Origin of the sequence: Rhodococcus sp. H-CA8f (assembly GCF_002501585.1) — a bacterium.
GTDB classification, from domain to species: Bacteria; Actinomycetota; Actinomycetes; order Mycobacteriales; family Mycobacteriaceae; genus Rhodococcus_F; species Rhodococcus_F erythropolis.
On the sequence record NZ_CP023720.1, the window covers coordinates 1603851 to 1629793 of the forward strand.

General features: G+C 62.4%; 24 protein-coding genes and 1 tRNA gene. 13 read left to right on the forward strand and 12 right to left on the reverse strand.

The genetic code is table 11. The annotated features are described in order from the left end of the window. Together CPI83_RS07725 and CPI83_RS07730 are read right to left on the reverse strand one after the other, a co-directional pair. Positions 1-963, reverse strand: coding sequence for a formylglycine-generating enzyme family protein (locus CPI83_RS07725; RefSeq protein WP_069146427.1), 963 nt, complete (start codon positions 961-963; stop codon positions 1-3). 49 nt (positions 964-1012) lie between these two features. Continuing rightward, a tRNA-Arg gene (locus tag CPI83_RS07730) sits at positions 1013-1088 on the reverse strand. Positions 1089-1330: 242 nt separating this feature from the next. On the opposite strand from CPI83_RS07730, the gene CPI83_RS07735 reads away from it, so the two are divergent. Next, a complete protein-coding gene (locus tag CPI83_RS07735) occupies positions 1331-2710 on the forward strand; it encodes an LLM class flavin-dependent oxidoreductase (RefSeq protein WP_198586365.1) in 1380 nt (459 codons plus the stop codon). 9 nt (positions 2711-2719) lie between these two features. Here CPI83_RS07735 and CPI83_RS07740 read toward each other — a convergent pair whose 3' ends face one another. The 5 genes from CPI83_RS07740 to CPI83_RS07760 all read right to left on the reverse strand — a co-directional run bounded on the left by CPI83_RS07740 (position 2720) and on the right by CPI83_RS07760 (position 7633). Continuing rightward, positions 2720-3736, reverse strand: coding sequence for a helix-turn-helix domain-containing protein (locus tag CPI83_RS07740; RefSeq protein ID WP_021345229.1), 1017 nt, complete (start codon positions 3734-3736; stop codon positions 2720-2722). Between the two features lie 81 nt (positions 3737-3817). Continuing rightward, positions 3818-4684 carry an acyl-CoA thioesterase domain-containing protein gene (locus tag CPI83_RS07745; RefSeq protein WP_020908689.1) on the reverse strand — a complete coding sequence of 289 codons (867 nt, stop codon included), beginning with the start codon at positions 4682-4684 and terminating at the stop codon, positions 3818-3820. Beyond that, positions 4681-5505 (reverse strand): DUF1295 domain-containing protein, encoded by an 825-nt coding sequence (locus CPI83_RS07750; protein ID WP_019744815.1) that lies wholly within the window; start codon positions 5503-5505, stop codon positions 4681-4683. Before CPI83_RS07750 ends, CPI83_RS07745 begins: the two co-directional genes overlap by 4 nt. Next, complete coding sequence (locus CPI83_RS07755) at positions 5502-6425, reverse strand: SDR family NAD(P)-dependent oxidoreductase (protein WP_097387039.1); 924 nt, start codon at positions 6423-6425, stop codon at positions 5502-5504. Before CPI83_RS07755 ends, CPI83_RS07750 begins: the two co-directional genes overlap by 4 nt. Next, positions 6422-7633: an acetyl-CoA C-acyltransferase gene (locus tag CPI83_RS07760; protein WP_097387040.1), complete on the reverse strand. Its 1212-nt coding sequence runs from the start codon at positions 7631-7633 to the stop codon at positions 6422-6424. Before CPI83_RS07760 ends, CPI83_RS07755 begins: the two co-directional genes overlap by 4 nt. A 69-nt stretch (positions 7634-7702) precedes the next feature. Between CPI83_RS07760 and CPI83_RS07765 the strand changes: the two genes are divergently transcribed. From CPI83_RS07765 to CPI83_RS07775, 3 genes are read left to right on the forward strand one after another with little or no spacing between them, the layout of a single operon-like run. Then, on the forward strand, positions 7703-8989 hold the full coding sequence (locus CPI83_RS07765) for an acetyl-CoA acetyltransferase (protein ID WP_097387041.1): 1287 nt from the start codon (positions 7703-7705) through the stop codon (positions 8987-8989). Positions 8990-9032: 43 nt separating this feature from the next. Further along, the gene (locus tag CPI83_RS07770) at positions 9033-10550 is read left to right on the forward strand and encodes a carotenoid oxygenase family protein (RefSeq protein WP_019744811.1); all 1518 of its coding nucleotides are present in this window, start codon (positions 9033-9035) and stop codon (positions 10548-10550) included. Then, positions 10547-11278, forward strand: coding sequence for a hypothetical protein (locus tag CPI83_RS07775; protein WP_019744810.1), 732 nt, complete (start codon positions 10547-10549; stop codon positions 11276-11278). The genes CPI83_RS07770 and CPI83_RS07775 overlap by 4 nt, the downstream gene beginning before the upstream one ends. Before the next feature lie 74 nt (positions 11279-11352). On the opposite strand, the gene CPI83_RS07780 is transcribed toward CPI83_RS07775, so the two are convergent. From CPI83_RS07780 to CPI83_RS07795, 4 genes are read right to left on the reverse strand one after another with little or no spacing between them, the layout of a single operon-like run. Then, on the reverse strand, positions 11353-12981 hold the full coding sequence (locus CPI83_RS07780; RefSeq protein ID WP_097387042.1) for an AMP-binding protein: 1629 nt from the start codon (positions 12979-12981) through the stop codon (positions 11353-11355). Beyond that, positions 12978-14033: a dihydrodipicolinate reductase gene (locus CPI83_RS07785; protein WP_097387043.1), complete on the reverse strand. Its 1056-nt coding sequence runs from the start codon at positions 14031-14033 to the stop codon at positions 12978-12980. Before CPI83_RS07785 ends, CPI83_RS07780 begins: the two co-directional genes overlap by 4 nt. Beyond that, positions 14030-14800 (reverse strand): SDR family oxidoreductase, encoded by a 771-nt coding sequence (locus CPI83_RS07790; protein WP_020908685.1) that lies wholly within the window; start codon positions 14798-14800, stop codon positions 14030-14032. The genes CPI83_RS07785 and CPI83_RS07790 overlap by 4 nt, the downstream gene beginning before the upstream one ends. Next, the gene (locus CPI83_RS07795) at positions 14797-15384 is read right to left on the reverse strand and encodes a nuclear transport factor 2 family protein (RefSeq protein WP_097387044.1); all 588 of its coding nucleotides are present in this window, start codon (positions 15382-15384) and stop codon (positions 14797-14799) included. Before CPI83_RS07795 ends, CPI83_RS07790 begins: the two co-directional genes overlap by 4 nt. A 114-nt stretch (positions 15385-15498) precedes the next feature. Between CPI83_RS07795 and CPI83_RS07800 the strand changes: the two genes are divergently transcribed. The 9 genes from CPI83_RS07800 to CPI83_RS07840 all read left to right on the forward strand — a co-directional run bounded on the left by CPI83_RS07800 (position 15499) and on the right by CPI83_RS07840 (position 24353). Continuing rightward, entirely contained in the window at positions 15499-16302 is an 804-nt protein-coding gene (locus CPI83_RS07800) for an ABC transporter ATP-binding protein (protein ID WP_020970389.1), read from the forward strand. Beyond that, positions 16299-17012: an ABC transporter ATP-binding protein gene (locus CPI83_RS07805; RefSeq protein ID WP_020970388.1), complete on the forward strand. Its 714-nt coding sequence runs from the start codon at positions 16299-16301 to the stop codon at positions 17010-17012. The genes CPI83_RS07800 and CPI83_RS07805 overlap by 4 nt, the downstream gene beginning before the upstream one ends. A 3-nt stretch (positions 17013-17015) precedes the next feature. Beyond that, a complete protein-coding gene (locus CPI83_RS07810; RefSeq protein WP_019744803.1) occupies positions 17016-17912 on the forward strand; it encodes a branched-chain amino acid ABC transporter permease in 897 nt (298 codons plus the stop codon). Continuing rightward, positions 17909-18997, forward strand: coding sequence for a branched-chain amino acid ABC transporter permease (locus tag CPI83_RS07815; protein ID WP_019744802.1), 1089 nt, complete (start codon positions 17909-17911; stop codon positions 18995-18997). Before CPI83_RS07810 ends, CPI83_RS07815 begins: the two co-directional genes overlap by 4 nt. A 58-nt stretch (positions 18998-19055) precedes the next feature. Beyond that, positions 19056-20339, forward strand: coding sequence for an ABC transporter substrate-binding protein (locus CPI83_RS07820; RefSeq protein WP_097387045.1), 1284 nt, complete (start codon positions 19056-19058; stop codon positions 20337-20339). A 13-nt stretch (positions 20340-20352) separates the two neighbouring features. Continuing rightward, the gene (locus CPI83_RS07825) at positions 20353-22074 is read left to right on the forward strand and encodes a class I adenylate-forming enzyme family protein (RefSeq protein WP_070385534.1); all 1722 of its coding nucleotides are present in this window, start codon (positions 20353-20355) and stop codon (positions 22072-22074) included. Next, a complete protein-coding gene (locus CPI83_RS07830; RefSeq protein WP_019744799.1) occupies positions 22071-22472 on the forward strand; it encodes a nuclear transport factor 2 family protein in 402 nt (133 codons plus the stop codon). Before CPI83_RS07825 ends, CPI83_RS07830 begins: the two co-directional genes overlap by 4 nt. A 61-nt stretch (positions 22473-22533) precedes the next feature. After that, positions 22534-23487 (forward strand): LLM class F420-dependent oxidoreductase, encoded by a 954-nt coding sequence (locus CPI83_RS07835; RefSeq protein WP_229756539.1) that lies wholly within the window; start codon positions 22534-22536, stop codon positions 23485-23487. A gap of 65 nt (positions 23488-23552) precedes the next feature. After that, positions 23553-24353: a crotonase/enoyl-CoA hydratase family protein gene (locus CPI83_RS07840; RefSeq protein WP_037133488.1), complete on the forward strand. Its 801-nt coding sequence runs from the start codon at positions 23553-23555 to the stop codon at positions 24351-24353. Positions 24354-24399: 46 nt separating this feature from the next. On the opposite strand, the gene CPI83_RS07845 is transcribed toward CPI83_RS07840, so the two are convergent. Further along, positions 24400-25701 (reverse strand): MFS transporter, encoded by a 1302-nt coding sequence (locus CPI83_RS07845; protein ID WP_092763081.1) that lies wholly within the window; start codon positions 25699-25701, stop codon positions 24400-24402. Between the last annotated feature and the right edge of the window lie 242 nt (positions 25702-25943).

Here is a 25943-nt window from a genome sequence, read left to right on the forward strand (position 1 = left end):
CTACTCCTGCGGAATGCGGATGATGCACCGGAAGCCGACGTGGCAGGTCGAGGACTCCTCGGATTCGCCCTGCCGCGCGGCGGGGCGATATCGCAAGCAGTAGTTCGGTGCACACAGATGTGAGCCGCCTTTGATCACCCGTCGTGCGTAGGGTTCGCCGGCCAAGGCCTCGGTGGCGAACTCCGCGCGGGGATTGCGAGGAATGCAGCACGACGAGGCCGGCGCGACGTTCTTGGAACTGTGGGCGTGGTCGGACGTGTAATGATCGGCCGTCCATTCCCACACGTTCCCGGCCATGTCGAGCAGTCCGTAGCCGTTGGGCCGGAACTTTCCGACCGGAGCGGTGCGCTCGTACCCGTCCTCGAGCAGGTTCTCCCAGGGGAACTGGCCCTGCCATACGTTGCCACCGGGCCGCCCGCCCGGAGAGTCGTGATCGCCCCACACGTAGGCCTGGCGATCGAGTCCGCCGCGGGCGGCAAACTCCCACTCGGCCTCGGTCGGGAGTTCCTTGCCGGCCCACGCGGCGTAGGCCTGGGCGTCGAAGTACGACACGTGGGTGACGGGGTGCCGTTCACGTCCCCCGATGTTGCTGTCGGAGCCCTCGGGATGGCGCCAATCGGCGCCGGGAGTGAACGACCACCACCGGGTGTAGTCGTCGAGTGAAACCGGGCCGGGTGGCGAATTGAAGACCAACGATCCCGGGACGAGGAGGGCTGGATCGGCGTCGGGATAGTCGGCGGCATCCGGGGCGATTTCAGCAGTGGTGACGTGGCCGGTTGCCTTCACGAAGCGTCGGAACTCGGCGACTGTCACCGCCGTCGTGTCCATCCAGAATCCGTCGACGGTGACCTGGTGAACTGGGCGTTCTTCCGGATAGAAGTCTTCGGAGCCCATCCAGTACGTCCCACCCGGGATCAAAGACATGTTCTTCGGGGGAGTTGCCGTGGAGTGAGGCGTCGTCATGAATTCAAGAATGGCACGTTGGTCACGCCGATGTGGGGAGAGTCCCACCTGGTGCCCTCGGCAGGATTCGAACCTGCGACCCTTCCTTTAGGAGAGGAATGCTCTATCCCCTGAGCTACGAGGGCGGGGAGCGTACCGACAAGCGCTGAAAACCGTGTGCTGCCGGGGTTTTCGCTTCCCGATACTACTTTTGCATCCGCTCGACCTGTCGGCACGAAGCCTCGGGCGTCACAGCTGCGCTAGTCAGTGTAGCGGCCCGCCGACGAGGTCGCGAAGTCGACGGTATCGCCGGGTGCAAGCAGGAGCCGAACCGATCGCACTGATCGCAATGGTGGTCACCGAGGAGCAGGCACGGCATGGTGCGGGAATGACCCGCAGAATCCGCTTCAACGCCTTTGCCATGAACTGCGTCGCCCACCAATCGCCAGGTCTGTGGCGTCACCCGGAGGACCAGTCGTCCAGGTACACGGATCTGAGGTACTGGACGGAATTGGCGAAACTCCTCGAGCGTGGACGATTCGACGGGCTGTTCCTGGCCGATGTGTTGGGAACATACGACGTGTACGGCGGCAATCACGACGCAGCGCTGCGGCAGGGCGCGCAGGTACCGGTCTCGGACCCGCTACTGCTGGCGTCGGCGATGGCGGCCGTGACCGAGCACTTGGGCTTCGGTATCACCGCAGGTACAGCTTTCGAGCATCCGTACCCGTTTGCTCGGCGCTTGAGCACCCTCGACCACCTGACGAACGGGCGAATCGGGTGGAACGTGGTCACCGGATACCTCCCGTCGGCTGCACGGAACATGGGCGAGGACGACCAACTCCAGCACGACGATCGCTACGACCACGCGGACGAGTACCTCGAAGTTCTCTACAAGTTGTGGGAAACGTCGTGGGAAGACGACGCGGTGGTGCGTGACAGAACTACCGGGGTCTACACGGACCCCGCCAAAGTTCACCCGATCGAGCACGAAGGCAAGCACTTCACGGTTCCGGGCATCCACATCTCCGAACCTTCTCCGCAGCGGACGCCGGTCATCTTCCAGGCCGGCGCGTCGCCACGCGGGGTTCGGTTCGCCGCGGAGAATGCGGAGGCGATCTTTGTGGGTGCACCGACAAAGGCGATTCTCAAAGACACCGTTGCCCGAATCCGAAACGAACTGACGAAGGTCGGGCGCGATCCGTACTCGGCCCGCATCTACACACTGTTGACGATCATCACCGACCGAACCCCCGAGTTGGCCCAGGCGAAGCTCGAGGACTACCGCAGCTACGCGAGTAGAGAAGGTGCACTCGTTTTCACCTCGGGGTGGATGGGAATTGATCTCTCCGGATACCGGGCGGACGAGCCGATCGGGAACGTCGAGAGCAACGCCATTCAATCCGCGGTCGCATCGTTTCGTCAGGCCGACGAGAAGGGCGGCGAATGGACGGTGGGAGACATCGCGGAGTGGGCGGGTATCGGCGGGCTCGGCCCGATCGTTGTCGGTTCCGGCGCGGAGGTCGCCGACGAGTTGCAGGAGTGGGTTGCCGAGACCGACGTCGACGGCTTCAATCTCGCGTACGCGGTGACTCCTGGAACCTTCGAAGACATTGTGGAGCATGTGATTCCGGAGCTGACGAGGAGGGGTGCCTACCAGAGCGACTACGAAGCGGGGACGCTGCGCAACAAATTGTTCGGGCGAGGGGACAGGCTGCCGCTCGAACACCGAGGCCGGAGCTTCGACCGGATCCGCACTGCCGGCTGAGTGGGGATCTCAGGACCAGCCGGACCCCGGCACGTGCACCGAGGTGGTGAGGTCGATCGCCTCGATGTCCGAAGACCTCAGTTCCTCACCACACGCACTACAACCCAGCCTTGCTTCGAACCGCTTTCCACACGCCTTGTGATGGAGAACGATGTCCGGACCGTCCGCGGATCTGAACCAGCGCTGACCCCACGAGATCATGCACATCACGACGGGGAAGTACGCGGTTCCCTTGTCGGTGAGTCGATACTCCGACCACTGTGGGCGATCCGGAAGCGGCCGCGTTTCCATCACACCGATCTCGGTGAGGTGCTTCAACCGATCGGCGACGATTGCCGGCGGCGCACCGGTGATCTCGGCGAACTCTCCGTAACGACGGGCACCTCGGAAAGCTGCCCCGATGATCGCTGCCGACCAGCGATTGCCGACGAGTTCCATCGTGTGAGCCAGGATTTCCGGTCGGCGTTCGGACTTGGTGGAGCGGCGCCTCGACGTTGCTTCGGGCACACTGCGTGAGAAGTCCCCACTCGGCCCCATTTGGGAGTCCAGGGATCGCACGTCGACGTCCTCGCCGCACTCCTTGCAACGCAGGATCGGAGTGAAGTCGTTTCCGCAGGTGCTGTGCCGTAGTGGCGGTAGTGGCGCGGTTTCATTCGGTGCCCACTGCTTCTCCCACGACCACATGGTGATGAGGACCGGCCAGATCGACTGGCCTTTGCGAGTGACCGAGTATTCGTGCCTCGGCGGGTTCTGCTGGTACTCCCGGCGCTCGAGCATTCCGCCGGCCGTCAGGACTGCCAACCGTGAGGACAGCACGGAGTTGGAGATTCCCCCGAGAGCCAGCCAGTCGTTGTATCGACGCGACCCCAAAAGGGCGAACCGCAGAATCCAGAGGTTCCACTCGTCTCCCAGTAGCCCGAGCGTGACCGCCAGTGCGTTGGGTCCGCCCGCAGGCAACTCGGTGACGCCCACCGACGGCGTGGGTGTCGGAGATCCGGCCGACGCCGAAGATCCGGTTGCATTCACTCGTACCACCCCGAAATCATAGGCCGCGAACCCTGCGGCACCGCGAGACCGTACCGAGTGGTCTGCAGAAAGAGTCGGGAATCACTCGATACGGGCAATGAGTAACGCTTCCTGGGTGATCTGGCAGATCTGGAGTCCGGACTGATCGAAGACCGCGGCATTCACGACTGCTCTGCCGGCATGAGCAGTGGGTGTCGAATGCTCGAAGAGGAGCCACTCGTCCGCTCGCACGGGACGCTGAAACCACATCGTGTGATCGAGGGACACGCCCGTCCAATCCGTATCGAGCGAGTGCTCCTGCCCGATGTCGTAGCCGTGCGGAGTCAGCGCGGTTGCCATCAGCATCAGATCACTGGCATAGGCGAGAGCAGCGACGTGAATCAGCGGATCGTCGCTCAGTCGCTGAGCCGAACGCATCCAGATGTTGCGCGGAGGCGCCGCCGAATGCGTCGTGGGGGACTGCGAATCGAGGGGGGACACACGAATCTCGATGGCGGAGAACTCCTCCCACACCTCACCCAGCCCACCGTCTGCCTCGGCCAACTCCTGCAACGTCACGCACTCAGCGGGCGGGAGTGCGGCGGGTACGGCGCGACTGTGAGTGATGCCCTCGTCGATCGAGGAAGCAGAGACCGTCGAACGGCAGACGAGTCGTCCGTCCTGGTGGACGTCGACGCCTCTGGTGGACAGGCGTTTTCCGTCCCGAAGGCGATCTACCGAGAACTCGGTCGCGCGATTCGTCGACCCCGGGCGAAGGAAGTGCGTGTGGACGGAACTGATCGCTTTGCCGTCGGTAACCGTGTGCCCGGCTGCGAGAATCGACTGGGCGACCAGTTGGCCGCCGAACAACTGAGGTAGCCGAACACCGTCGTTCGACCCTTGCCACCGGTCCGGGCCGGTCGATTCCAGATCGAAGACGTCAGCGAGACCACTCGTGGGGGCGCTCACGACGCGTGGTTTCGTGCCGGACGGGGTGGACGGGGAAAGAAGCCACTGGTCCGGGCGACGTAGTCGTCGTAGGCCTGCCCCTTGCTCTTGCGCATGCCGCGTTCGAGAAGGGCCTTACCGCTGTAGCTCACCAGCAGTTTGATCATGACGATCGGCGAGACGATCGTGATCAGCGCCAATGGATCACCAAGTGCGAGGATGAACAGTCCGACCCAGACACATGCGTCACCGAAGTAGTTGGGATGCCGGGTCCAGGCCCAGAGTCCACGATCCATCACCATTCCTGAATTGGCCGGATCTGCCTTGAAGCGGGAAAGTTGGTAGTCACCAACCGATTCGAAGACGAAGCCGACGGTCCAGACTGCGATGCCGATCGCGCCGAGGACTCCGAGGGCGCGAAACTCGTACATCGCGAACTGGACCGGCAGCGACACCACGAGAATGAGAACGCCCTGGAGGCCGTAGATTTTGCGAATCAGGAACGGAACCAGCGGTCCCTGTTGATGTTTGAGCAGGGCAGTGTAGCGCTTGTCCTGCCCGTGCCCACGGTTTCGGAAACCGATGTAGAGGCCGAGTCGCATTCCCCACACCACGGTCAGTGCCAGCACCACGAGGCGACGCAGATCGTTGCCGTCCGATCCGATGGACGTCAGGTACGAGACGACGGCGACGACGGCGAAGCCAGGCCCCCAACAGATGTCGATGATCGAGTGATTGTTCATCCGGATGGCTACGGCCATCACGACTGCGATGAAGACGAGTACGGCGAGTGCGCTCACACCGAAGTTCAGTGCAAGGTCGCCCAATGGGATGTCGGTCATGCGCGCGCTTTCTGATTGTGGTGGTCGAGCAGTTCGGAAGCGAAGTCCGCGAAGGCTTCCTGTGCGCTCGGATAGGTGTGAGGAGTGCCGAGCCGGCTGGTCACGAGCAGTGCGTCGAGCGCTTTGGCATCGAGTTCTGTGGTGGTGGGCAAGAATTCGGTCGAGCCCTCGACGGCGTCGGCCGAACGCACTCCGTTACCTGCGGTGACGATCACCTGCCCGTTGGTCGTGGACTCGGGATCGACGAGAGCAGTGACCACCGGGGCTACCAGGTCGGCCCCCATGATGTCGATGAATCGTGGGTCCATTCCGGACTCGGTCATCTGCGTAGTGGCGTAGGGCAGTACGACATTGGTGAACACATTGCGACTCGCGCCTTCGCCGGCCGCGGTGCGGCCCAGTGCGATGACGGCACCCTTACTGGCGGCGTAGGCGGATACGGTGGGTTCGCCGTGCAGTCCTGCGGTCGAGGCAATCATCACGATGCGCCCGAATCCGGCTTCGCGCATCACTCGGGAGGCTTCAGCGGCAACCAGCGCGGTCCCGACGACGTTTGTCGTGATGACGGTGCTGAGGTTCTCGGCGGTGGTGCGATGGAGCATCTGTGGACCGCTGACCGCGGCACTGGTGATGCAGAAATCGAGTCGTCCGAACCGAGTGAGAGCGTCGTCCACCAACTTTCGACCGACCTCGGGGTCGGTGACGTCGTCGTGGTTGGCGACGGCGTGGCCACCGGCTTCGAGGATTTCGTCGACAACCTGATCTGCAGGACCCCGGCCGCTCGCGTCGACGGTGCGATTTCGATTGTTGACGATCACCGTGACCCCTCGGCTCGCGAGATGCAGTGCGACGGAACGGCCGAGGCCCTTACCCCCTCCCGTGACGACGGCAACGCGGCTCGAGAGTGAACTGGCGGTCACGAGCCGATCCGTTCGACGAGCACCGCGACTCCGACACCGGCGGCGCCGCTGACCGCGGCCACACCGTAGCGTCCGTCGCTCCGTACCAGTTCGTCGACACACGCGCCGACGAGAATTGCTCCGGTGGCGCCGAATGCATGGCCCATCGCCATCGTGCCTCCGTTGGGGTTCATGCGGTCCGGCCCGGCGTCAAGATCGCGGCGGAACCGTAGGCAGAGCGCGGAGAAGGCCTCTGCGAACTCGAACACGTCGATGTCCTGTGGACGAAGCCCGGCTCGAGCGATGACTGCCTCCACGGCGCTCTGGCCCGCCGTGAGCATGAGAACCGGATTCACCGAAGTCGAGGCGGATCCGATGATCCGTGCGCGAGGGGTCAGGCCGGCTCTGGCCGCGGCTTTCTCGGATCCGAGGAGTAGTAGTGCTGCGCCGTCGGCCATGGCGGGAGAGGATCCGACGGTGTGCAGGTGTTCGATCTTGCCGACCTCAGGGTAGGCGGCGAGCGCGAGTGCATCCTGACCGGCGGCGCCGAGCCCTTCGAAGGCCGGAGGCAGCGCGGCGAGTCCCTCTGCCGTCGTCTCTGCCCTGACCAGTTCGTCGTGCGCGATTCCGGCTTCACCATTTCTGCCGGGAACGGGCACAACGGACCGCTCGAATGCGCCGTTGCGCCAGGCCTCGGCAGCCTTGTGCTGGGTTTCGACGCCGTACGCATCCAACTCGTCGCGGGAGTACCCCTCGATCGTGGCATTCAAGTCGGCGGCAACACCCATATGGATGGAGCCGATCTGCGCGATGGTTGCCGGGTCGGTCCACAGCGGTCCGCGATCACTGAACATCGGAGTGCGGGAGACGCTTTCGACGCCACCGGCCACGACGAGGGAGACGTCGTCGCTGCGAATGCGGGCTGCGCTCTGGCCGACTGCGTCGACGCCGGATGCGCAGAAACGATTGAGGGTCGCGCCGGGAACGGAATCGCCCCAACCGGCAAGGAGTGCGGCAGTTCTCGCGATGTTCGCGCCCTGCTCGTCCACCTGCGATGCGCAACCGAGAACGACGTCGTCGATCTGTTCTGCGGCGAGGTTCGTTCGACCCTGCAAAGCCTTGGCCAGGTGGACGACAAGATCGACTGGGCTGTGTTCGTGGAGGGCACCTCGCGTCGATGCTCGGCCGCGCGGTGTGCGCACGTAGTCGAGGACAAAAGCATCAGTCATTTTCAACCCTTCAATTAGTAGAGTTACTCTGCTAGTTGTAGTACGGTTGCGATGAAATTACAACCGCCGATGCACGGGTATCTCGGTGACGTCACCGATGCCGGATCGGCAAGGGGAGAGGTCATGACTGTTTCGAACATTTGGATTCTCGGCGGGTACCAATCCGACTTCGCACGGAACTTCGCCCGTGAGGAACTCGATTTCGCGAACCTTGCCGAAGAGGTGGTGAACCACACCCTGGCCGCGGCGAAGGTTCCTGCCGCCGACATCGAGGTGATCCACGTCGGTAATGCCTTCGGTCAATTGTTTGCCGGCCAAGGTCAGCTGGGTGCGATGCCCGCCACCGTGCATCCAGATCTATGGGGTGTGCCCTCGTCCCGGCACGAGGCGGCGTGCGCATCGGGCAGTATCGCCGTACTCGCCGCGATGGCAGACCTGCGCGCCGGCAACTACGACGCGGCTCTGGTGATGGGTATCGAACTGGAGAAGACGGTTCCGGGTGATGACGCGGCCGGACATCTGGGCGCTGCAGCCTGGGTCGGACACGAAGGTCAGGAAGCAAAATTCATGTGGCCGTACATGTTCGATCGTGTGTCGAAGGAGTACGGGCGGCGCTACGGGATCGACGAATCTCATCTTCGCGCGATCTCGCAGATCAATTTCGCGAACGCGAAGAACAACCCCAATGCACAGACACGCGGTTGGGCGGTACCCGATCTGCTCGGGAATGCAGGCGGCGACGACGCCACCAATCCTGTTGTGGAAGGTGGTGTTCGACGATTCGATTGCAGCCAGGTGACCGACGGTGGCGCCGGGGTTGTGCTGGTGACGGACAAGTACCTCCGTGAGCACCCGGGTGCTGCGGCGACTCCGCTGGCCCAGATCGCGGGCTGGGGTCACCGGACTGTTGGTTTAGGTCTCGAGCAGAAGCTGGCCCGCGACGCCGATAATCCCTACGTGATGCCACACGTTCGGGATGCGGTGATGGGTGCCTTCTCCCGGGCCGGAGTCGACCTGGCCGGGATAGACGGGATCGAAACACATGATTGTTTCACGGCGAGTGAGTATCTCGCGATCGACCACATCGGTCTGACCGCGCCCGGCGAGTCGTGGAAAGCCATCGAGAGTGGTGACATCGCAATGGGCGGCAAGCTACCGATCAACCCCAGCGGCGGTCTGATCGGCGGTGGTCATCCGGTGGGTGCCAGTGGTGTTCGAATGCTTCTCGACGCGGCCCATCAGGTGACGGGAACGGCCGGCGGTTTCCAAGTCGAGGGTGCGAGCCGCTTTGCGACGCTCAACTTCGGTGGAAGCACGGCCACCACCGTCAGTTTTGTCGTCGACGCAGTTTCCTGAAAGTGCAGCCCAGCCTTTCCCCATCAGTCGAAAAGAGAATTCCATGGACGTCGAAATCGTAGGCAAGTTGTTGTCCACCCTTCCCGCCGATGACGATCACCCGTATCGCACCGGCCCGTGGCAACCCCAGACCACCGAGTTCAAAGCGGACAACCTCGAAGTCGTATTCGGTGAGGTTCCGAAAGACCTCGACGGTGTCTACCTGCGCAACACCGAGAATCCGCTCCATCCCTCGATGAAGGCTTATCATCCCTTCGACGGCGACGGAATGATTCACATCGTGGGCTTTCGTGACGGAGAGTCGTTCTACCGCAATCGATTCGTACGGACTGACGGGTTGGCGGCCGAGCAGGATGCCGGCGGCGCCTTGTGGGCCGGACTCGCCGAGTCTCCCAAACTCAGTCGCCCCGAGGGCGGCAAGGGTGCGCGCACTCGGATGAAGGACGCGTCCAGCACCGACGTCGTCGTTCACCGGGGGACTGCTCTCACCAGCTTCTACCAGTGCGGAGATCTGTATCGTCTCGATCCGATGTCGGCGGAGACACTCGGAAAGGAAAGCTGGAACGGCAAGTTCCCCTTCGAATGGGGTGTGTCCGCGCATCCGAAGGTGGACGACAAGACCGGAGAAATGCTGTTCTTCAACTACAGCAAGGAAGCGCCGTACATGCACTACGGCGTCGTGGACTCGGCCAACGAGTTGGTCCACTACGTCGACGTCCCGCTTCCCGGTCCGCGGTTGCCACACGACATGGCCTTCACGGAGAACTACGCGATCCTCAACGACTGCCCCTTGTTCTGGGATCCGGTTCTACTGGAGAAGGGCGCGCACGTCGCGAATTTCCATCCCGATATCCCGCTCCGTCTCGGAGTCATCCCACGCCGCGGAAACACCGCTGACATCAAGTGGTTCGAGGCCGATCCGACCTACGTCCTGCACTTCGTGAACGCCTACGAAGAGGGGGACGAGATTGTTCTGGACGGTTTCTACCAGGGTGATCCGGAGCCGTCGGACAACGGTATGGGCAATCAGTGGGAGCGCGCCTTCCGTTTCCTCGCTCTCGATCGCATGCAGACGCGGCTTCACCGCTGGCGTTTGAACCTGGTCACCGGAGCCACGCGTGAAGAGCAACTCAGTGACTCGATCACCGAATTCGGCATGATGAACGGCAATTTCGCGGGTGAGAAGTACCGATACGCCTATGCGGCTTCTGGTAAGCCGTCGTGGTTCCTGTTCGACGGCTTGGTCAAACACGACCTGCTGACGGGGAACGAGGAACGATTCTCCTTCGGTGACGGCGTGTATGGAAGCGAGACCTCGATGGCACCACGCGTGGGTGGTACCGCCGAAGACGACGGCTATCTCATCACGTTGACCACCGACATGAACGAGGACGCGTCCTTCTGCCTGATCTTCGACGCTGCCCGCGTCGGAGACGGACCATTGTGCAAACTTCGCCTTCCCGAACGGATTTCGAGTGGCACCCACTCGACGTGGGCGCCGGGTGCCGAGCTCCGACGCTGGCAGAGTGCCGACACCGCAGCCGAAGCGGTCGGACTGTGACGGGCACGCACGACGCGGGCACGTGGGAGATCCTGCGGCAGGTGGTGATCGGTGCACGAGACCTGGACAAGACCGGTCAACAATTACGTGAAGCGTTGAATCTGGCACCAGGATTCGCAGATCCACTGCTCGAAGACATCGGTTTGGCCGACGAGACCTTGGCCGTCGGGCCGCAGGCATTTCTCGAGATCGTCGCACCGCTCGACGAGACGGTCTCGCTGGCGAGATGGATCCGCAAGGGCGGAGGGGAGGGCGGCTATGCACTCTCGATCCAGGTTTCGAACATCGAGCCCTATCTGGAACGTGCAGCTGCGGCCGATGTTCGGACGGTGGCCGATCTGGAGGCCTACGGTCACCGGATCGTCCAACTTCATCCCGGTGATCTCGGACTGCTCGTAGAACTCGACGAGATTCCCGACGCCGACGAGTGGTTCTGGGACCAGACGGAGAAGGAGGTTTCCCTCGATCCACGGGTCGACGACATTCTCGGCGTCGACGTGTCCTCTCCCGATCCGGCCAAGACGGCGGCGCTGTGGGCCGAAGTGTTCGGCAAGAAACTGGATTCGGCGCAATCACTCTCGATTGCGCTGGGGTCGCGCGCCGTGTCGTTCGTTCCGGGCGAGCGGTCGATGCTCAGTGCGGTCGATCTGGCGGCGTCGATCGGAGCGAACACCGTCGAGCCCGGCCTGATCGTCGGCGGCGTCGAATTCCGGATTCACCCAGGCTGAGCCAGCTTCACATCGAACGACAGAAATCGGGGCCGATCGCTCAAAGCGACCGGCCCCGAATTCTTGTCATGGACTCAAGCGAAGTCCTGTCGCAGACGAGTCTTGAGAAGCTTCCCACTCGCGTTGCGTGGCAGTTCCTCGATGAACTGAACTGCACTGGGGCACTTGAAGTGCGCCAGTCGCTCGCGTGACCACTCGATGATCTCAGCTTCGGTGACAGCCGAATCGCCCGAACGAACGACCACCGCAATGGGAGTCTCACCCCACCGATCGGAGTGAACGCCGACTACCGCGACCTCCCGGATGCCGGGGTGGCCGGAGAGAACGCTCTCCACCTCGGCGGGATAGACGTTCTCACCGCCGGAGACGATCATGTCCTTGAGGCGGTCGTGGAGGTAGAGATACCCGTCCTCGTCGAACGATCCGCCGTCTGCTGTTCGGAGCCAGTCGCCGTCCAACATGGTGGCCGCAGTGGCTACCTCGTTGCGCCAGTAGCGCCTCATGACGTGAGCGCCGCCGATGACCACCTCGCCGCGGGTACCGACCGGGACGTCTTCGAGCGTCACGGGATCGACGATGCGGATGGGTACGCCGAACATCGGTTGCCCGACGGACTTCAACCGATGCGCGGTCGACTCGTCGGTCGCCCGATGATCTTCGGGGGTCAGCATGGTGACGCCGCCAGTCGACTCGGTGAGTCCGTAGGCCTGCAGGAAACTGCATCCGAAAACCTTGGTGGCGTCCTGTAACAGGGGTAGCGGCATGGGCGCCGCTCCGTAGACCAGGAACTGCAGGGCACTCCAATCCGCCTCGCGTACAGCAGGAAGGGAGGTGAGGACGCTGATCACCGCGGGAACAGCGACCGCATGAGTCACCCGGTACTCCTGCATCAGCGCCACCAGCTCCAGCGGACCGGCGATGGTCTTGAGAAGTAGAGCGCCACCGCCGAGCGTCGTGACGAGAGCGAGACCCAGCCCCGCCACATGGAAGAACGGGACCGGGCACATGGCCACGGAATCGGTGTCGAGATCGAGCAGGTGATACATGGTCGCGAGGGCGCGGCCGAGGTTCGCGCCGGTGAGTTCGATTCCCTTGGGGTGGCCGGTGGTTCCCGACGAGTAGAAGATCAGCGCGGTATCGTCGGGAAGGCGTGACACTCCTGGGTCGTCGTCCCCTGCACCGGAGAGCCAGTCGTTCCACGAGACCGAGTTTGCGGAACCGTCCACCGTGACGACGGTCCGGACGCTACCGACCGCCGCGGCGACGTCGGAGAGGCCCTCATCGCCTGCTCCGAGTACGACGACGGTCGGCTCGCTGTTGCTCAGGATGTAGTCGACCTCGCCCGGTGCCAGCCGATTGTTGACGGCCGTCAGAATCGAGCCCATCTTCGAAGATCCGTACAGGACGGAGAGGAAAGACGGTGCATTGGCGCCGATGTACGCCACCCGGTCACCTGTTCGAACACCATCGCGCAGAAGTGCATTCGCGACACGATTTGCTTCGATGTCCAGCTCGCGGAAACTGGTACGGCCGTCATCGGAGATGACGGCGGTGCTCTCCGGACTGGCAATCGCCCGGCTGCGCAGCAAGTCTTCGAGATTCTGCACGGGGCGACCATCGGGTAGGAGCGCGTTCACAGAAGGTTCGCGGGTGGCGGGTTCACGGGTGGCAGTCGAACCTACGGCCGTCGGCTGAGTGGTCATGCTGAATGCTCCAATCTGAAGGGGGCAAAGACAGGGGGTTCGAAAATGCCGGTGGGAGCAGCGAGTACATGCTCGACGGCGCGTAGTGCCGGGCCCGCAGTGATGAACTGACCGGCGGTTGTCCGGCTGTTCGGATCTTGTGGTTCGACGAGATTGACGGTCATCACGATCTCGGGTTTGCCGTACAGGTGGACTTCCCACTGATCGCGCCCCGCGTATTCCTCACGATCGGGTTCCATGGTCCAGATGATGGCCAGAGTGAGGAACTGCTTTCCGTCGACCATTGCGTGCCAGCGCCATTCGGTGGTTCCGACGGTTCCGGCGGCGATGCGTCCAGCGGCCACGTCGAGATCCGTTCGCGCCGCAACGACCCTGTGATCGGATACGACCTCGTCGTAGGTGATCCCCAGACGTTCGCACATGAACGCGATGGTCTCCAGATACAGCGACGCGTACAGCGAGGGCAACGGCCCGGTTCCGTCCAGTTCCTCCGGGGGCGAGCCCATTCCCATGACGGTGAACGCGAAGTCGGGGTCAGGCATGCCGCGAGCGTCGAGCACCTCGTCGATCGTGATGCGGTCCAGTTCGATCGATGTTCCCGTCAGAGCCAACGCCAATCGCTCACCGATGACGCCCGGGCTCACTCCGACGCCGAAGAGCGTCGAATCGCCTTCCTTACATGCTTGGGCGAACATGTGCTCGCGCTCGGTGCCGTGTGCGCGGGGGAAGTGCTGCCCGGCCGTCGTGATCACGTTGATCCCGGCGCGCAGCAGACGGCACAAATCGTCGTCGTGGCGTTCGTACGGAATCTGCAAACGCGGACTGTGGATGAGAACCTGGGGGCGCGAGCGGATGATCTCGTCCACGTCGCGTGTGGCGATCACGCCCGTCGGCGCGCGTCTGGCTATGTCGCCGGCATCGCGCCCGACCTTGGCATCGCTGTAGACGTACAGGCCGACCAACTCGAGGTCGGGACGATCGATGATTCCGCGGAGCGCGGTCTTGCCGATGGCGCCGGTCGCCCACTGGGCAACACGAATCGGATCGCTCATGATCGAGTGGTCAGTTCGCCGGCGAAGAGGAGCTTGCCCAGTCCGCGTTCGTACCGAATCGGGTCTCGAGCCAGACGCGCACGGGCGTCGATTGCCATGAAATCGGTGTCGCACGTCCACTCGCCGCGTTGCATGGCGGCGAGTCCGGTCGCGGCGATGTCGAGGGGATTTTCCTTGTGGCCCTGCACGTGTGAAGCCATGCGGGTGTCGACACTGCCGACGATCAACGAGGTGACGGTGATGCCGTGCGGTTCGAGTTCGGCACGGGCGATGCCGCCGAGCGACAGAGCAGCCGCCTTGGCCGGTGAATAGCCGCCCATGAAGGCGGTTGGTGCGATTGCGGCGACTGACAAGACGTTGACTATCGATCCACCGCCGCGGGCGGCGAGGACCGGCGCGAAGGCTCGGATCATCGTCAGCGGTCCGAAGTAGTTGACCTCCATCTCGGCGCGAGCGGCCTCTCGGTCGTCGGCCTCGATCAGCCGATTCCCGGTGAACAGCCCGGCGTTGTTGACGACGACCGTGGTGTCACCGCACGCCGCGGCGGCAGTGTCGACGAGTCCTGGATCGGTGACGTCGAGTTCGACGATGTGCGCACCGGTGGCTCGGAGCTCGGCCGGCACCTCGTCGGGATTTCTCACCCCCGCATAGATTTTGGCTGCGCCCATCAACTTCGCCTGTTGGACGAAGGCCAACCCGAGGCCTCGATTGGCGCCGGTGACGAGGACGGTCGCACCCTCGACCGGAGTTCCGCGAAAGGTTGTCATGAGTTCTCCTGTGTCTGTCGGGTGTAGATGAGGTCGTCGGGGAATTTCTTGCTCTTCTTCAATGACGTTTCAGGCGCGAGCATCCCGAAGATCCAGCCTTCGGCTGTGGCCATGTCGTGGTTCCAGTCCCACCGCAGTGCGCGGTGGCGGATTCCCCACCTGCCGTCCTCGAAACCGAAGCGGTCGATCAGGCGCGCCGCGGTGAGTGTGTCGGCTATGCCGTCCGAGGTCTTGATTCGCGCGAAGGCAAGCACGTAGGACTCGACGTGTGCTGTATCCCCGTCGAGTTCGACCAAGACGTTGGTCATTGCGTGGGTGGTCAGTGACCGTGGGTGGGTGATGGCCCCGGCGATGTGGTCGATGTAGTCGTCGGCGGTGCCGGTGAAGACACCCCCGTGGTCTTCGGTTGCGCTGGGCAGATAACACCGCCTGGCGTCCTCGACGTCGCCGCGGTCTGCGGCTCGGAGGAAACGAGCCAGAACCTCGTAGATTTCCTGCTTGGCGACGAGAGCGTCGACCGGGCTGTAGTCCCTGACGTCTGGGCCCCCGCAGCTGTCGACTGCGTGAATGTTGTTGGACCTCACGATGATGTCCCTTCTCGGCTCCGGATCGGGGGCCGCACGTTGACGGAGTGCCTCTGTTTACTGTAGTAATCTCTATCACACTGTTAATTGAAGTGTCACGAGGAGGTGAAACCAATGCTTGGAAACACACCACCCGCACAACCTGGGAATGCACCGGTCGTACTCACGCTTTCCGATGTGTCGATCGAATTCGGCGGAGTCACGGCTCTCGACGCCGTCGGATTCGACGTCCGCGCGGGACAGATCTGCGGACTCATCGGGCCGAACGGCGCTGGTAAGACCACGCTGTTCAACTGCATCACAAGGATTTACGAACCGAGTCGCGGTGTCATCACCTGGCAAGGAACCGACCTGTTGGGATTGCGTCCCTACGCGTTGGCATCTGCAGGAATCGCTCGAACTTTTCAGAATCTCGCGCTGTTCGGCGGCATGAGTGTCTTCGACAACACCATGGTCGGTGGATCGTCGCGAGGTCGCTTCGGGCTCGCGAGTGGGCTTCTCGGCCTGCCTCCGGCGCGTGCCCGAGTCCGAGAACTTCGAGAGAAGGCCTGGTACCTGCTCGAACGTCTCGAACTCGTCGACGTCGCGAACGCACCCGCGTCCGGTCTACCGTTCGGAACTCTCAAGCGTGTCGAACTGGCACGGGCATTGATGTCCGAGCCCTCGCTGCTTCTGCTGGACGAACCTGCCGGCGGGCTCACGCACAGTGAAGTCAAAGAACTGGGAGAACTGATCGTCTCGCTCCGCGACGACTTCGGCTTCGGCGCGCTTCTGGTCGAACACCACATGGGATTGGTGCTCGGGATCTCCGATCACGTTGTCGCCCTGAACTTCGGCCACAAAATTGCCCAGGGAACCCCGGCGGAGATCCAGCAGGACGACGCCGTGATCAACGCATATCTGGGGCGTGCGGCATGACCCTGCTGAGCGTCGACGATCTGCATGCCGGTTACGGGCGAGGCAATGTACTGCACGGGATTTCGCTCGACGTGGAACCCGGCGGGGTCGCTGTCGTTCTCGGCGCGAACGGTGCAGGCAAGACCACCATGATGCGCGCGCTTGCCGGATTGATCCCGCATCAGGGAACGATCACCTTCAACGGTTCGCCGTTGGGATCCAAACCTGAACGCGCCGTGGCCGCCGGCGTCAGCCTTGTCCCACAGGGCCGCGGAACTCTCGGCCAACTGTCGGTGCGTGACAACCTGCTCGTCGGCGCGGCCCTTCGTAAGGACAAGGCGGAGATCGAAGCCGACATCGAGCGGTGGTGTGAGACATTCCCCGTGCTCGCGCGGCGGTCCACCCAGTTGGCCGGTTCGCTGTCAGGCGGTGAACAGCAGATGCTCGCGGTCGCACGGGCATTGATGAGCCGTCCCACCCTTCTTTTGTGCGACGAACCGAGCCTGGGTCTGGCGCCCATCGTCATTGCCGAATTGTTCGACACGCTCGGTGCGATCAACCGCAGCGACGGAACTGCACTGCTGATCGTGGAACAGAACGCCGATCTCGCGATGAAACTCGCGTCGAAGGTCTTCCTGCTCGACGTAGGCACCATCGTCGCTGCCGGAACGCCCGAGGAATTTCGTTCCGACGACGTCGTGCGCAGCGCTTACCTCGGGTACCAGGAGTAAACGGTGACACTCTTTCTCGAACGACTCATCTCCGGATTGACCAACGGGTCGATCTACGCAATTCTCGCGCTGGCACTAGTGGTGGTGTTTCGCGCCACCGGCACGATCAACTTCGCTCAGGGCGAGTTGGCCCTGTTCACAACCTTTGTCGCCTGGTGGCTGACGACGATGTCCTGGCCGATCTGGTCGGCGATCGGAGCGGCCCTGGCATTGGGGTTCCTGCTCGGAGCATTGATGGAGCGTCTGCTCATCCGGCCGGTTCAGCGTCGAAGCGACATGGCAGTGCTGATCGTGGCACTGGGATTGTTCACCGGGCTCAACTCGTTGGCCGGAATGCTCTGGGGGAGCGATACCAAGATAATGCCGAGCCCGTTCCCCAACGGTCCGACCGACTACATCTCGGTGGGCGGTGCGCGCGTGTACGGCGACGCACTGGGCGTACTGGTGGCGCTCGTTGTCCTACTTGTGTTGATGTCCTTGCTCTTTCGCAAGACGAGAGTCGGTCTGCACATGCGTGCCGTCGCGGACAATGCCGAATCTGCCACTCTCGCCGGAGTTCCGACCAGCCGGATACTCGCAATCGGTTGGGGAGTAGCAGCAGCCATCGGTGCCCTGGCCGGTGTCCTGGTCACTCCGCTCTCGCCGCAACAACTCGGTCTCACGACCATGTTCCCGATCTTCATCGCAGCATCCGCCGCAGCGCTGTTCGGCGGCCTGGACAGTCTCGTCGGCGCCGTGGTCGGCGGGTTGACGATCGGTGTCCTGGAATCGATGCTCAGCGGCTACATTTCGGTCATCGGCGGTTCGCTGCAGCAGACATCCGCCCTGTTGATCATCGTGGTGATCCTCTTCGTCAGACCCAATGGACTGTTCGGTACCAAGAAACTGGAGCGGGTATGACGACGCTTGCCGAGAGAAATGAACCCACCGTCGCCGAAAAGGCAGTCAGGCGACCGCGGGTAGTGGTCGCCGGATCGACGTCGTACCGGATACTCCAGTTGGTTCTGCTGGTGGCTGCCGTGTGTGCGTTGCTTCTCGCGTCACAGAGCGCGCCGTTTCGCGTGGGGCAGTTCACGAGCGTCTTCATCATCGCGATTGCCATTGCGGGACTCAATATCGTCAGCGGATACACCGGACTTCTGTCGATCGGCCATTCTGCCTTCTTCGGCCTGGGCGCGTACACGACCGGCGTTCTGATCGTCGATCGCGGATACTCGCCGTTGACCACGATCCCGATGGCGGTCGTATTGTGTTTTGTACTAGGGCTTCTCGTCGGTCTTCCCTCGTTGCGGATCAAGGGGCTGTATCTCGCTCTCGTGACACTCGCCGTCGCTGTTGCATTTCCCGAGGTGATCCGCAAGACCGGGGATCTGACCGGTGGTGCCGCCGGAATGGTGGTTCGCGCAAATCTGCTCGTTCCGCCGAAATGGACGGGTCTGACCCGAGCCGACACCTACCTCTGGATCTTTTGGGTGTCGGTGGTGACTCTGGCGATCGTCATGCTCCTGATTCGCAATCTCGTCAAGAGTCGATTCGGTCTGGCTATGGTCGCGGTGCGTGACAACGAGATCGCGGCGAGCGCAAATGGCATCAACGTCGCGCGGGTCAAGATTCTCGCTTTCGGGCTTTCCGGCGCGATCACGGGCCTGGCAGGTTCACTGTTCACGATGTACATCGGCGCGCTCTCACCCGAATCCTTCTCGCTGATGAAGTCGATCGAGTTCATCACCGGACTGGTGTTGGGCGGAATCGCAACCCAATTCGGCCCGATCGTTGGGGCAACGGCAGTGGTGTTCTTGCCGTACTACACCGGAAGCGTCACCGACGGCCCCGTGTCGGGAGTGGTGTTCGGCGCGGTGCTGATCGCGATCGTGTTCTTGATGCCGGACGGAATCGTCGGACGGATCAACAGCGTGCTCCGACGGTTCGTCCTCGTGGTTCCCGCAGATCATCCCAAGTATCGCGAGGGTGAACCTCGCACCTGAGCGCCGTCTCCCTCGCCCACTCTCGTTTCCCTCAACTCACAGCAAGGAACTGGACGATATGAAAAGGCAGACCACGATTCCCGCAGTCATCGCCGCTGCGGCACTACTCCTTTCGGCCTGCGGAGGTAGCTCCGACGCAGAGAGCAACACGTCGACATCGGCCGGAGCAGTATCGGTCGACGACTGCAGTGATCCCAGCGGTGCCGCAGCGCCGATCACCGACAAACTCACGGTGGGATGGAGTGGGCCGACGTCAGGCCCGCTCGCCGATGCCGTCGGCAACGTGATCGAAGGAATGCGAGCACGGTTCGAGGTGGAGAACGCGGCCGGCGGTTTCGGCGGCGTCAAGCTCGACGTCGTGGTCAAGGACGATGCATTCTCCCCGGAGCGCGCCAAAGCCAACGTCGGAGAGTTCATTCAGAAGGACAAGGTCGACGTTCTGGGTACCTTCGGGGCCGGACAGTTGAACGCCATCGCGGACGATCAGACCACTGCCTGCGTGCCGCTGCTCTTCGCGCAGGCAGGCATGCCCGAGTTCCGGGTCATCGAAGACTTCCCGTGGACCACGGAGTATCTACCGGATCCGGGCGTCGAGATGGAGGTAGTGGTCGAGAGCTTGAAGAAGAAGTATCCGAACGGCGCCAAGGTCGCACTGGCCACGAACCAGACCGAGTCCGGACAGGGAATCGCCAACGGCTTCAAGTCCGCGATCGAAGGAACCAACTTCGAGATCGCGGCGGAGGAGGCGCTGACCGACCCCAAGACGGCGGCTTCGACTCTCAAGGCCAGCGGCGCCGAGGTTTTGGTGGTCGCCGGTGTCACTACCGACTGCCTCGCGATCACTCAGGCGATCGGACGTGTCGGATGGAAGCCCGACACCGTGATTCAGCCGTCGAACTGCGTCGACGGTGCGACCCTGTATGCACCCGCCGGTGATGCTGCCGACGGGCAGCAGGTGATGGTGTGGCTCAAGGATCCCAACAACGCTCTCTACAAGGACGACGCGGCGGTGCGCGACTATCTCGCCGGTGCAGCGGCTCACGGTGCAGATTCCCCGACCAACAGCTACACCGTGAACGGCTGGGCCATCGGTGACCTGTTGGTGGACAACTTCACTCGGGCCTCTCAGTCATCCGACGGACTCTCACGTGCCACCATCATGAGTGCCGCGCGAACGCAGGACTACCACCCGCCGATGTTCATCGACGGAATCAAGTTCACGATGACCGCGGATCATGCGTTGGGAATCCTGGCCTTTCAGCCGTTCGAGTGGAATGCCGCTACTCAGGCGTTCGAGAAGCAGGGCGACGTGATCGACATTTCCGGCCGTTACGAGAACTGAATCGAGTGCGCGAATGAACAAGACACACAGGGGATTGCATCCTCGCGTCAAGGTGGACGAATACACCTCGAAAGGGTGGTGGTCCGACGAGACGATCGATCACGTGTTCCGGGCGCAGGTGCGGGCCCGAGGGGACGAGCTTGCCGTAGTTGATCCGGCGAACCGCAGCGAGTTGTCCGGCGGAGATCCACGACGCCTCAGTTGGAACCAACTGGAGAGCGAAGTCATCTCGCTCGCTGCGCGCTTCACCGAGGCAGGCTTGGCCCGGGGAGACGTTCTGGGCGTTCAGATGCCTAACACCGTCGAACTGGTCGAGGTCTACCTTGCAGCGTGGTCGCTGGGGATCGTGGTCTCACCCTTGCCCATGCAGTACCGCGAACGTGAAGTGGAAGGAATGGCCAATCAGGCGGCGTTTGCAGCATTTGTCACCGTGCCCAGCTTCGGGGACAGATTCCCGGCTACGGAGATCGCTGCAATCAGATCCCGAATTGCCTCTCTGAGATCGGTATTCGTCTACGCTCCCGAATCAGAGCTTCCGGCTGAGCTTCCTACCGGCGTCGTGGGGCTGAGTCCTCGGGCAGCCACCGAATCGCAGCGAAGTGCTCTGGACAGACGAAACACCGAAGATCCGAACGACCCCAACGACGCGATGACGATCTGTTGGACCTCCGGAACCGAAAGCGAACCGAAGGGGGTCCCACGTTCGCACTACGAGTGGCTGGCCATCTGCTGGGCCACGATCGATGCTCCCGACATCGTCGTCGACGACGTCCTGCTTAACCCGTTCCCGATGGTCAACATGGCCGGAATCAACGGAATGTTCCTGCCCTGGCTCCGCACGGGATGTGTACTGGTACAGCACCACCCGTTCGACCTTCGAGTGTTCCTCGGACAGATCGAGGCCGAGCGGGTGACATACACGGTAGCGCCGCCTGCTCTGTTGTGGATGCTGCTCGCCGACGAGTCGATGCTCGCGGCGGTCGATCTGTCGAGCTTGACGCGGATCGGTTCGGGTTCGGTGCCACTGCAACCTCCGATGGTGCGGGGATGGCAGGAGCGATATGGAATCGGAGTCATCAACTTCTTCGGGTCCAATGAAGGCATCAGTCTGCTCTCCTCGCCTGCAGACATGCCGGATCCGGACGACCGCGCACGGTACTTCCCTCGTTTCGGTGTCGAGAACTTTCGCTGGAGCACCAGGATCTCGGACTGGATGGACGTTCGCTTGGTCGACGTGGTCACCGGCGAGGACATCACCGAAGTCGGACACCCGGGTGAGTTGCGAATCAGCGGACCGACAGTCTTTGCCGGCTATCTCGGCGATCGGCCGTCACCGTTCGACGAGCGCGGATTCCTGTGCACCGGAGATATCTTCGAGATTGCCGGTGATCACGGACAATTCCTACGCTACCTGGATCGAGGCAAGGACCTGGTGATCCGCGGTGGAATGAACATCGCTCCAGCCGAATTGGAGGGTTTGATCGCCGAGCATCCGGCCGTCGCGGACGTGGCCGTCATCGGCGACCCCGACGAAGTGCTCGGTGAGCGCGTCGCAGCAGTGGTGACACTTCGACCCGAGACGGAACTCGAACTCGATGCTCTGGTTGCGTTCCTGAAGGACAAGCGCATCGCGTCGTACAAACTTCCCGAGCGGCTGGAGATTCGGAAAGAACTGCCGCGCAATTCGACCGGAAAGATCCTCAAGCGCGAGCTTCGACAGAAGAGTGTGGCATGAGTGTGATGAACGACAGTGACAAGCTTGCGTTGGCGCGTGAGATGTTCCAGGCGTGGGACGTCATGGACTGGGCACGCGTCGTCGACCTGTTCGCCGAAGACGGTGTGCTCCACAGCGTGATGCAGGAACCGCTTGTCGGCAAGGAGGCTGTAGCGGGCCGAATTGCATTGCTGGCAAGCAAGTGTGAACGGATCACCCTGAAGATCGAGTCGCTCGGCGTGATCGACGGCAGGGTTTTTGTACAGCGAGTGGACGATTTCCACTTCGACGGGACCCACGGCGTCGTTCCTGTTGTCGGAATCCTCAGCATGGCAGACGGGCTGGTCACAGAGTGGCTCGAATACTACGACCGTCCGACACTCTTGAAGGGAATGGGTCTTGTCTCCGATTTCGAATAGCGGGATTTCGAATAGCGGGATTTCGAATAGCCGACTGCCGACGATCGATATCTCCCTGGGCTTGTGGCAGGACCGTCCGCCGCGGGAGGTGACCACTACTGCACGCCTCGCCGACAAACTGGGGTTCGGCCGAGTGTGGGTGGGGGAGATGGCGACGTACGACGCCTTTGCTCTGGCGACGTCAGTCGGCGCCGGCTTCGAGCACTCCGAGTTGGTGGTCGGTCCGCTCGCGGTGACGGTTCGTGATCCGGCGATGATCGCGATCGGGGCGGCGTCGGTAGCCGACCTGACCGGGCGTCACGTGTCGATAGCGTTGGGCACGTCCAGCACTGTCGTGGTCGAAAAATGGCATGGGCGAAGCAGATCGGGGGCCGCACGTGCACTCGCGGAGTCAGCCTGCGCTGTGCGAGCGCTGATGGACGGCGAGCGGGGCGAAGTCGCCGGAACGGTGATGCGGACCAGTGGATACCGACTGCGACTTCAGCCGCCGGGTGGGCGGTTGATCGTTGCAGCTTTCGGAGACAAGGCCCTTCGCGCCGCGGTGGAGTTGGGCGACGAACTGGTGCTCAATCTGGTCAGCCCGGAGCAAGCGGGGCGCCTGATCGCACGGTGCAAGGAAATCGCGGCTGAAATGGGAACGCCGATGCCCCAGGTGTCGGTTTGGGCGCCGGCGGCCGTGGCAACCGAAGGCCCAACTCAGATGTCGATCGATCAGCTCAGACGTGGGCTTGTGCCGTATCTCGCTGCCCCCGGGTACTCGGACATGTTCGTGCGAGCAGGGTTTGCATCCGTGATCGAGGAAGCCAGGGCCGGGACCGCGCCTCGAGAGATCTTGAGTCAGGTCTCGGACGCGATGGTCGCGACAGTGGGAATCGTGGGAACCGCGGCCGATGCGCGCGAGCAACTCGAGGCGTATCGAGCGGTGGGTGTGGACACCGTCGTTGCCGTGCCTTCATCCACTGATTCGGATCCGGCCGGGCAAGTGACGATGGAACTTCTTGCCGAGATGGTATGACGAATCCCCGACGAACTTACTCTCAGGTAAGTTCGTCGGGGATATGTCGAATCGAAGGAGTTGCCGTGAGTGATCGTGTTCGTGTCGAGGTAGTGCAGTCGGTGGCGTACGTGACGCTGAACCGGCCGGAGAAACTCAACGGTCTCGATCTGGACATGCTCGACGCGCTGGTGGACGCGGCTCGAACGATCAGAACTGATCGTTCGATCCGGGGCGTGGTTCTGCAAGGCGCGGGCGACGCATTCTCGGCCGGATTGGACTTCGCTTCTGCCGGTAAGCAGCCGAGACGGATGGCCAAGGCGTTCGCGAAATTTCCCGGTCAGAAGACCAACCTCTTTCAACGTGCGTGCTGGGTGTGGCGCGAATTGCCCGTGCCGGTCATCGCGGTCGTTCACGGCCACTGCTTCGGCGGGGGACTGCAATTGGCGCTCGCCGCAGACTTTCGATTCACCACCCCTGATTGCACGTTCTCGGTGATGGAGGCGAAGTGGGGATTGATCCCCGACATGACCGGAACGGTCACGATGCGCGAACTCGCGGCGATGGACGTCGTGAAACGCCTCGCCATGACTGCTGAACTGTTCGATGGAAATCAGGCTCTCGAGTGGGGGTTCGTGAGCGGAGTCAGTGACAATCCGATCAAACCGGCACAGGAACTGTTGTCGCAGATCATGACTCGCTCGCCGGACGCCGTCGCAGCGACGAAGACGTTGCTGCACAAGACCTGGAACCGATCGCCACGCGGTGCGTTCTGGATCGAATCGCGGATCCAACTGGCGCTGATGCGAGGCAAGAACCACAAGATCGTACGCTCCGCGAATACTGCGAAGACGTTGCCGGAGTTCGCCATTCGAAAGTTCGGCTGACAAACTCCGGCATCGCGACGCCGTGGGGCGTTCTCATTCAGGTCGATTACACCATCAGATCTCGTCCAGACCGGTCCTTGATGAGCATCGTGGCGACGAACGACACTGCGGCCAACAGGGCGAGATAGATCGAGATGGCAAGAGTGCCACCGGTCTTGCCGAGGAGCCATTGGGCGACGGTGGGAGCAAAGGCGCCGCCGAAAATGGTGCCGACAGCGTAAGAGATCGACGCGCCGCTGTAGCGGATCGAAGCTGGGAACAGTTCGGCGAACAATGCCGGTTGAGGTCCGTACGACAGTCCGAGTCCGACCGAGAACAGGATCATCGCCACGTAGATCCAGCCGAGATTGCCGGTGTCGATGAGGAGGAAGAACGGCACCGCGAAGAGGATCATTGCGAGGTTGCCGACGTTCATCACCGTGGTGCGGCCGCGCCGATCCGACCAGTAAGCGCCGATCATGGTGAAAACGCCCCACGTGACTGCACTTGCGAGCGTGGCAATCAGTAGTTCGGTCTTACCCAGGCCGTAGGTCTTGGTTGCGTACGCGACGATGAATCCGCCGATCACCATGTAGCCGTTGCCGTTTGTGCCGATGAAGGAGAGGGCCGCGAGTACGACCTGCTTCGGGTGTTTCTTGAACAGAGTTCGGATAGGCGTGTTGCTCTCGGTGCGGCGTTCCTTGAGTTCGGCGAACACGGGTGACTCGCTGACCTTGCTTCGAATGTAGAAGCCGACGCCGATCAACACGACGCTGAGCAGGAACGGCACTCGCCATCCCCAGGTGGTGAACTGTTCGTCCGTGAGGGTAAACGTGCACAGTGCCAAAACGCCGGTGGCGAGCAACATTCCGAGCGGTACGCCCATCTGGACGAACGCTCCGAAGAATCCTCGACGCTTGGTGGGTGCGTGTTCGACGGCAAGAAGAGCAGCCCCACCCCATTCGCCGCCCGTCGAGAATCCCTGCACGATTCGGAGAAGGATCAACAGGATCGGCGCCCAGATGCCGATCGAGGCATACGTCGGCAGCACGCCGATGAGAACGGTCGCGGCCCCCATCATCGCCAACGTCGCGACCAGGACACGTTTACGGCCGAGTCTGTCGCCGAGATATCCGGCCACGATGGCGCCGAGAGGACGGAAGACAAAGCTGATGCCGACCGTGACGTAGGAGACGATCTGGCCTGCCGAGCCCATCGGCTTGAAGAACAGGTCGGCAAAGATCAGGGCTGCGGCTTGGGCGTAGATGAAGAAGTCGTACCACTCGACGGTGGTGCCGACCATCGACGCCATCGCGGCGCGGTCGTACTCCTTCGCGGCGGGCTTGGTGCCAGTTCTGGTTGTGGTCATCGAGCTACTTTCTGCCAGTCACGTGGTTCACCGGCGCGGTGAACTGCGAAGTCGGAACAGGGGTGAAACGCTGTTCGATCTGCGACGTTGCCGGTGTGCTCGGTGCATGCTTTTGGCTGACTCGGAGCGTTCCTGCGCGATCTCATTGTCGATATTGGCAACCGAATGATCGGTAGGTAATGAATTATGCAGAAGTGTGAGCGTCAACACAAGGGGTGCCGGAAAGGTCTGATTATCTGGTT

What these genes read in the sequence shown, in the direction of transcription:
- CPI83_RS07805 (WP_020970388.1), top strand. Translation starts at nt 16,299, where the DNA reads ATGACCCTGCTGAGCGTCGACGATCTGCATGCCGGTTACGGGCGAGGC.
- CPI83_RS07790 (WP_020908685.1), bottom strand. Translation starts at nt 14,800, where the DNA reads ATGACAACCTTTCGCGGAACTCCGGTCGAGGGTGCGACCGTCCTCGTC.
- CPI83_RS07725 (WP_069146427.1), bottom strand. Translation starts at nt 963, where the DNA reads ATGACGACGCCTCACTCCACGGCAACTCCCCCGAAGAACATGTCTTTG.
- CPI83_RS07780 (WP_097387042.1), bottom strand. Translation starts at nt 12,981, where the DNA reads ATGACCACTCAGCCGACGGCCGTAGGTTCGACTGCCACCCGTGAACCC.
- CPI83_RS07770 (WP_019744811.1), top strand. Translation starts at nt 9,033, where the DNA reads ATGGACGTCGAAATCGTAGGCAAGTTGTTGTCCACCCTTCCCGCCGAT.
- CPI83_RS07735 (WP_198586365.1), top strand. Translation starts at nt 1,331, where the DNA reads ATGACCCGCAGAATCCGCTTCAACGCCTTTGCCATGAACTGCGTCGCC.
- CPI83_RS07825 (WP_070385534.1), top strand. Translation starts at nt 20,353, where the DNA reads ATGAACAAGACACACAGGGGATTGCATCCTCGCGTCAAGGTGGACGAA.
- CPI83_RS07820 (WP_097387045.1), top strand. Translation starts at nt 19,056, where the DNA reads ATGAAAAGGCAGACCACGATTCCCGCAGTCATCGCCGCTGCGGCACTA.
- CPI83_RS07830 (WP_019744799.1), top strand. Translation starts at nt 22,071, where the DNA reads ATGAGTGTGATGAACGACAGTGACAAGCTTGCGTTGGCGCGTGAGATG.
- CPI83_RS07765 (WP_097387041.1), top strand. Translation starts at nt 7,703, where the DNA reads ATGCACGGGTATCTCGGTGACGTCACCGATGCCGGATCGGCAAGGGGA.
- CPI83_RS07845 (WP_092763081.1), bottom strand. Translation starts at nt 25,701, where the DNA reads ATGACCACAACCAGAACTGGCACCAAGCCCGCCGCGAAGGAGTACGAC.
- CPI83_RS07785 (WP_097387043.1), bottom strand. Translation starts at nt 14,033, where the DNA reads ATGAGCGATCCGATTCGTGTTGCCCAGTGGGCGACCGGCGCCATCGGC.
- CPI83_RS07760 (WP_097387040.1), bottom strand. Translation starts at nt 7,633, where the DNA reads ATGACTGATGCTTTTGTCCTCGACTACGTGCGCACACCGCGCGGCCGA.
- CPI83_RS07815 (WP_019744802.1), top strand. Translation starts at nt 17,909, where the DNA reads ATGACGACGCTTGCCGAGAGAAATGAACCCACCGTCGCCGAAAAGGCA.
- CPI83_RS07750 (WP_019744815.1), bottom strand. Translation starts at nt 5,505, where the DNA reads ATGACCGACATCCCATTGGGCGACCTTGCACTGAACTTCGGTGTGAGC.
- CPI83_RS07800 (WP_020970389.1), top strand. Translation starts at nt 15,499, where the DNA reads ATGCTTGGAAACACACCACCCGCACAACCTGGGAATGCACCGGTCGTA.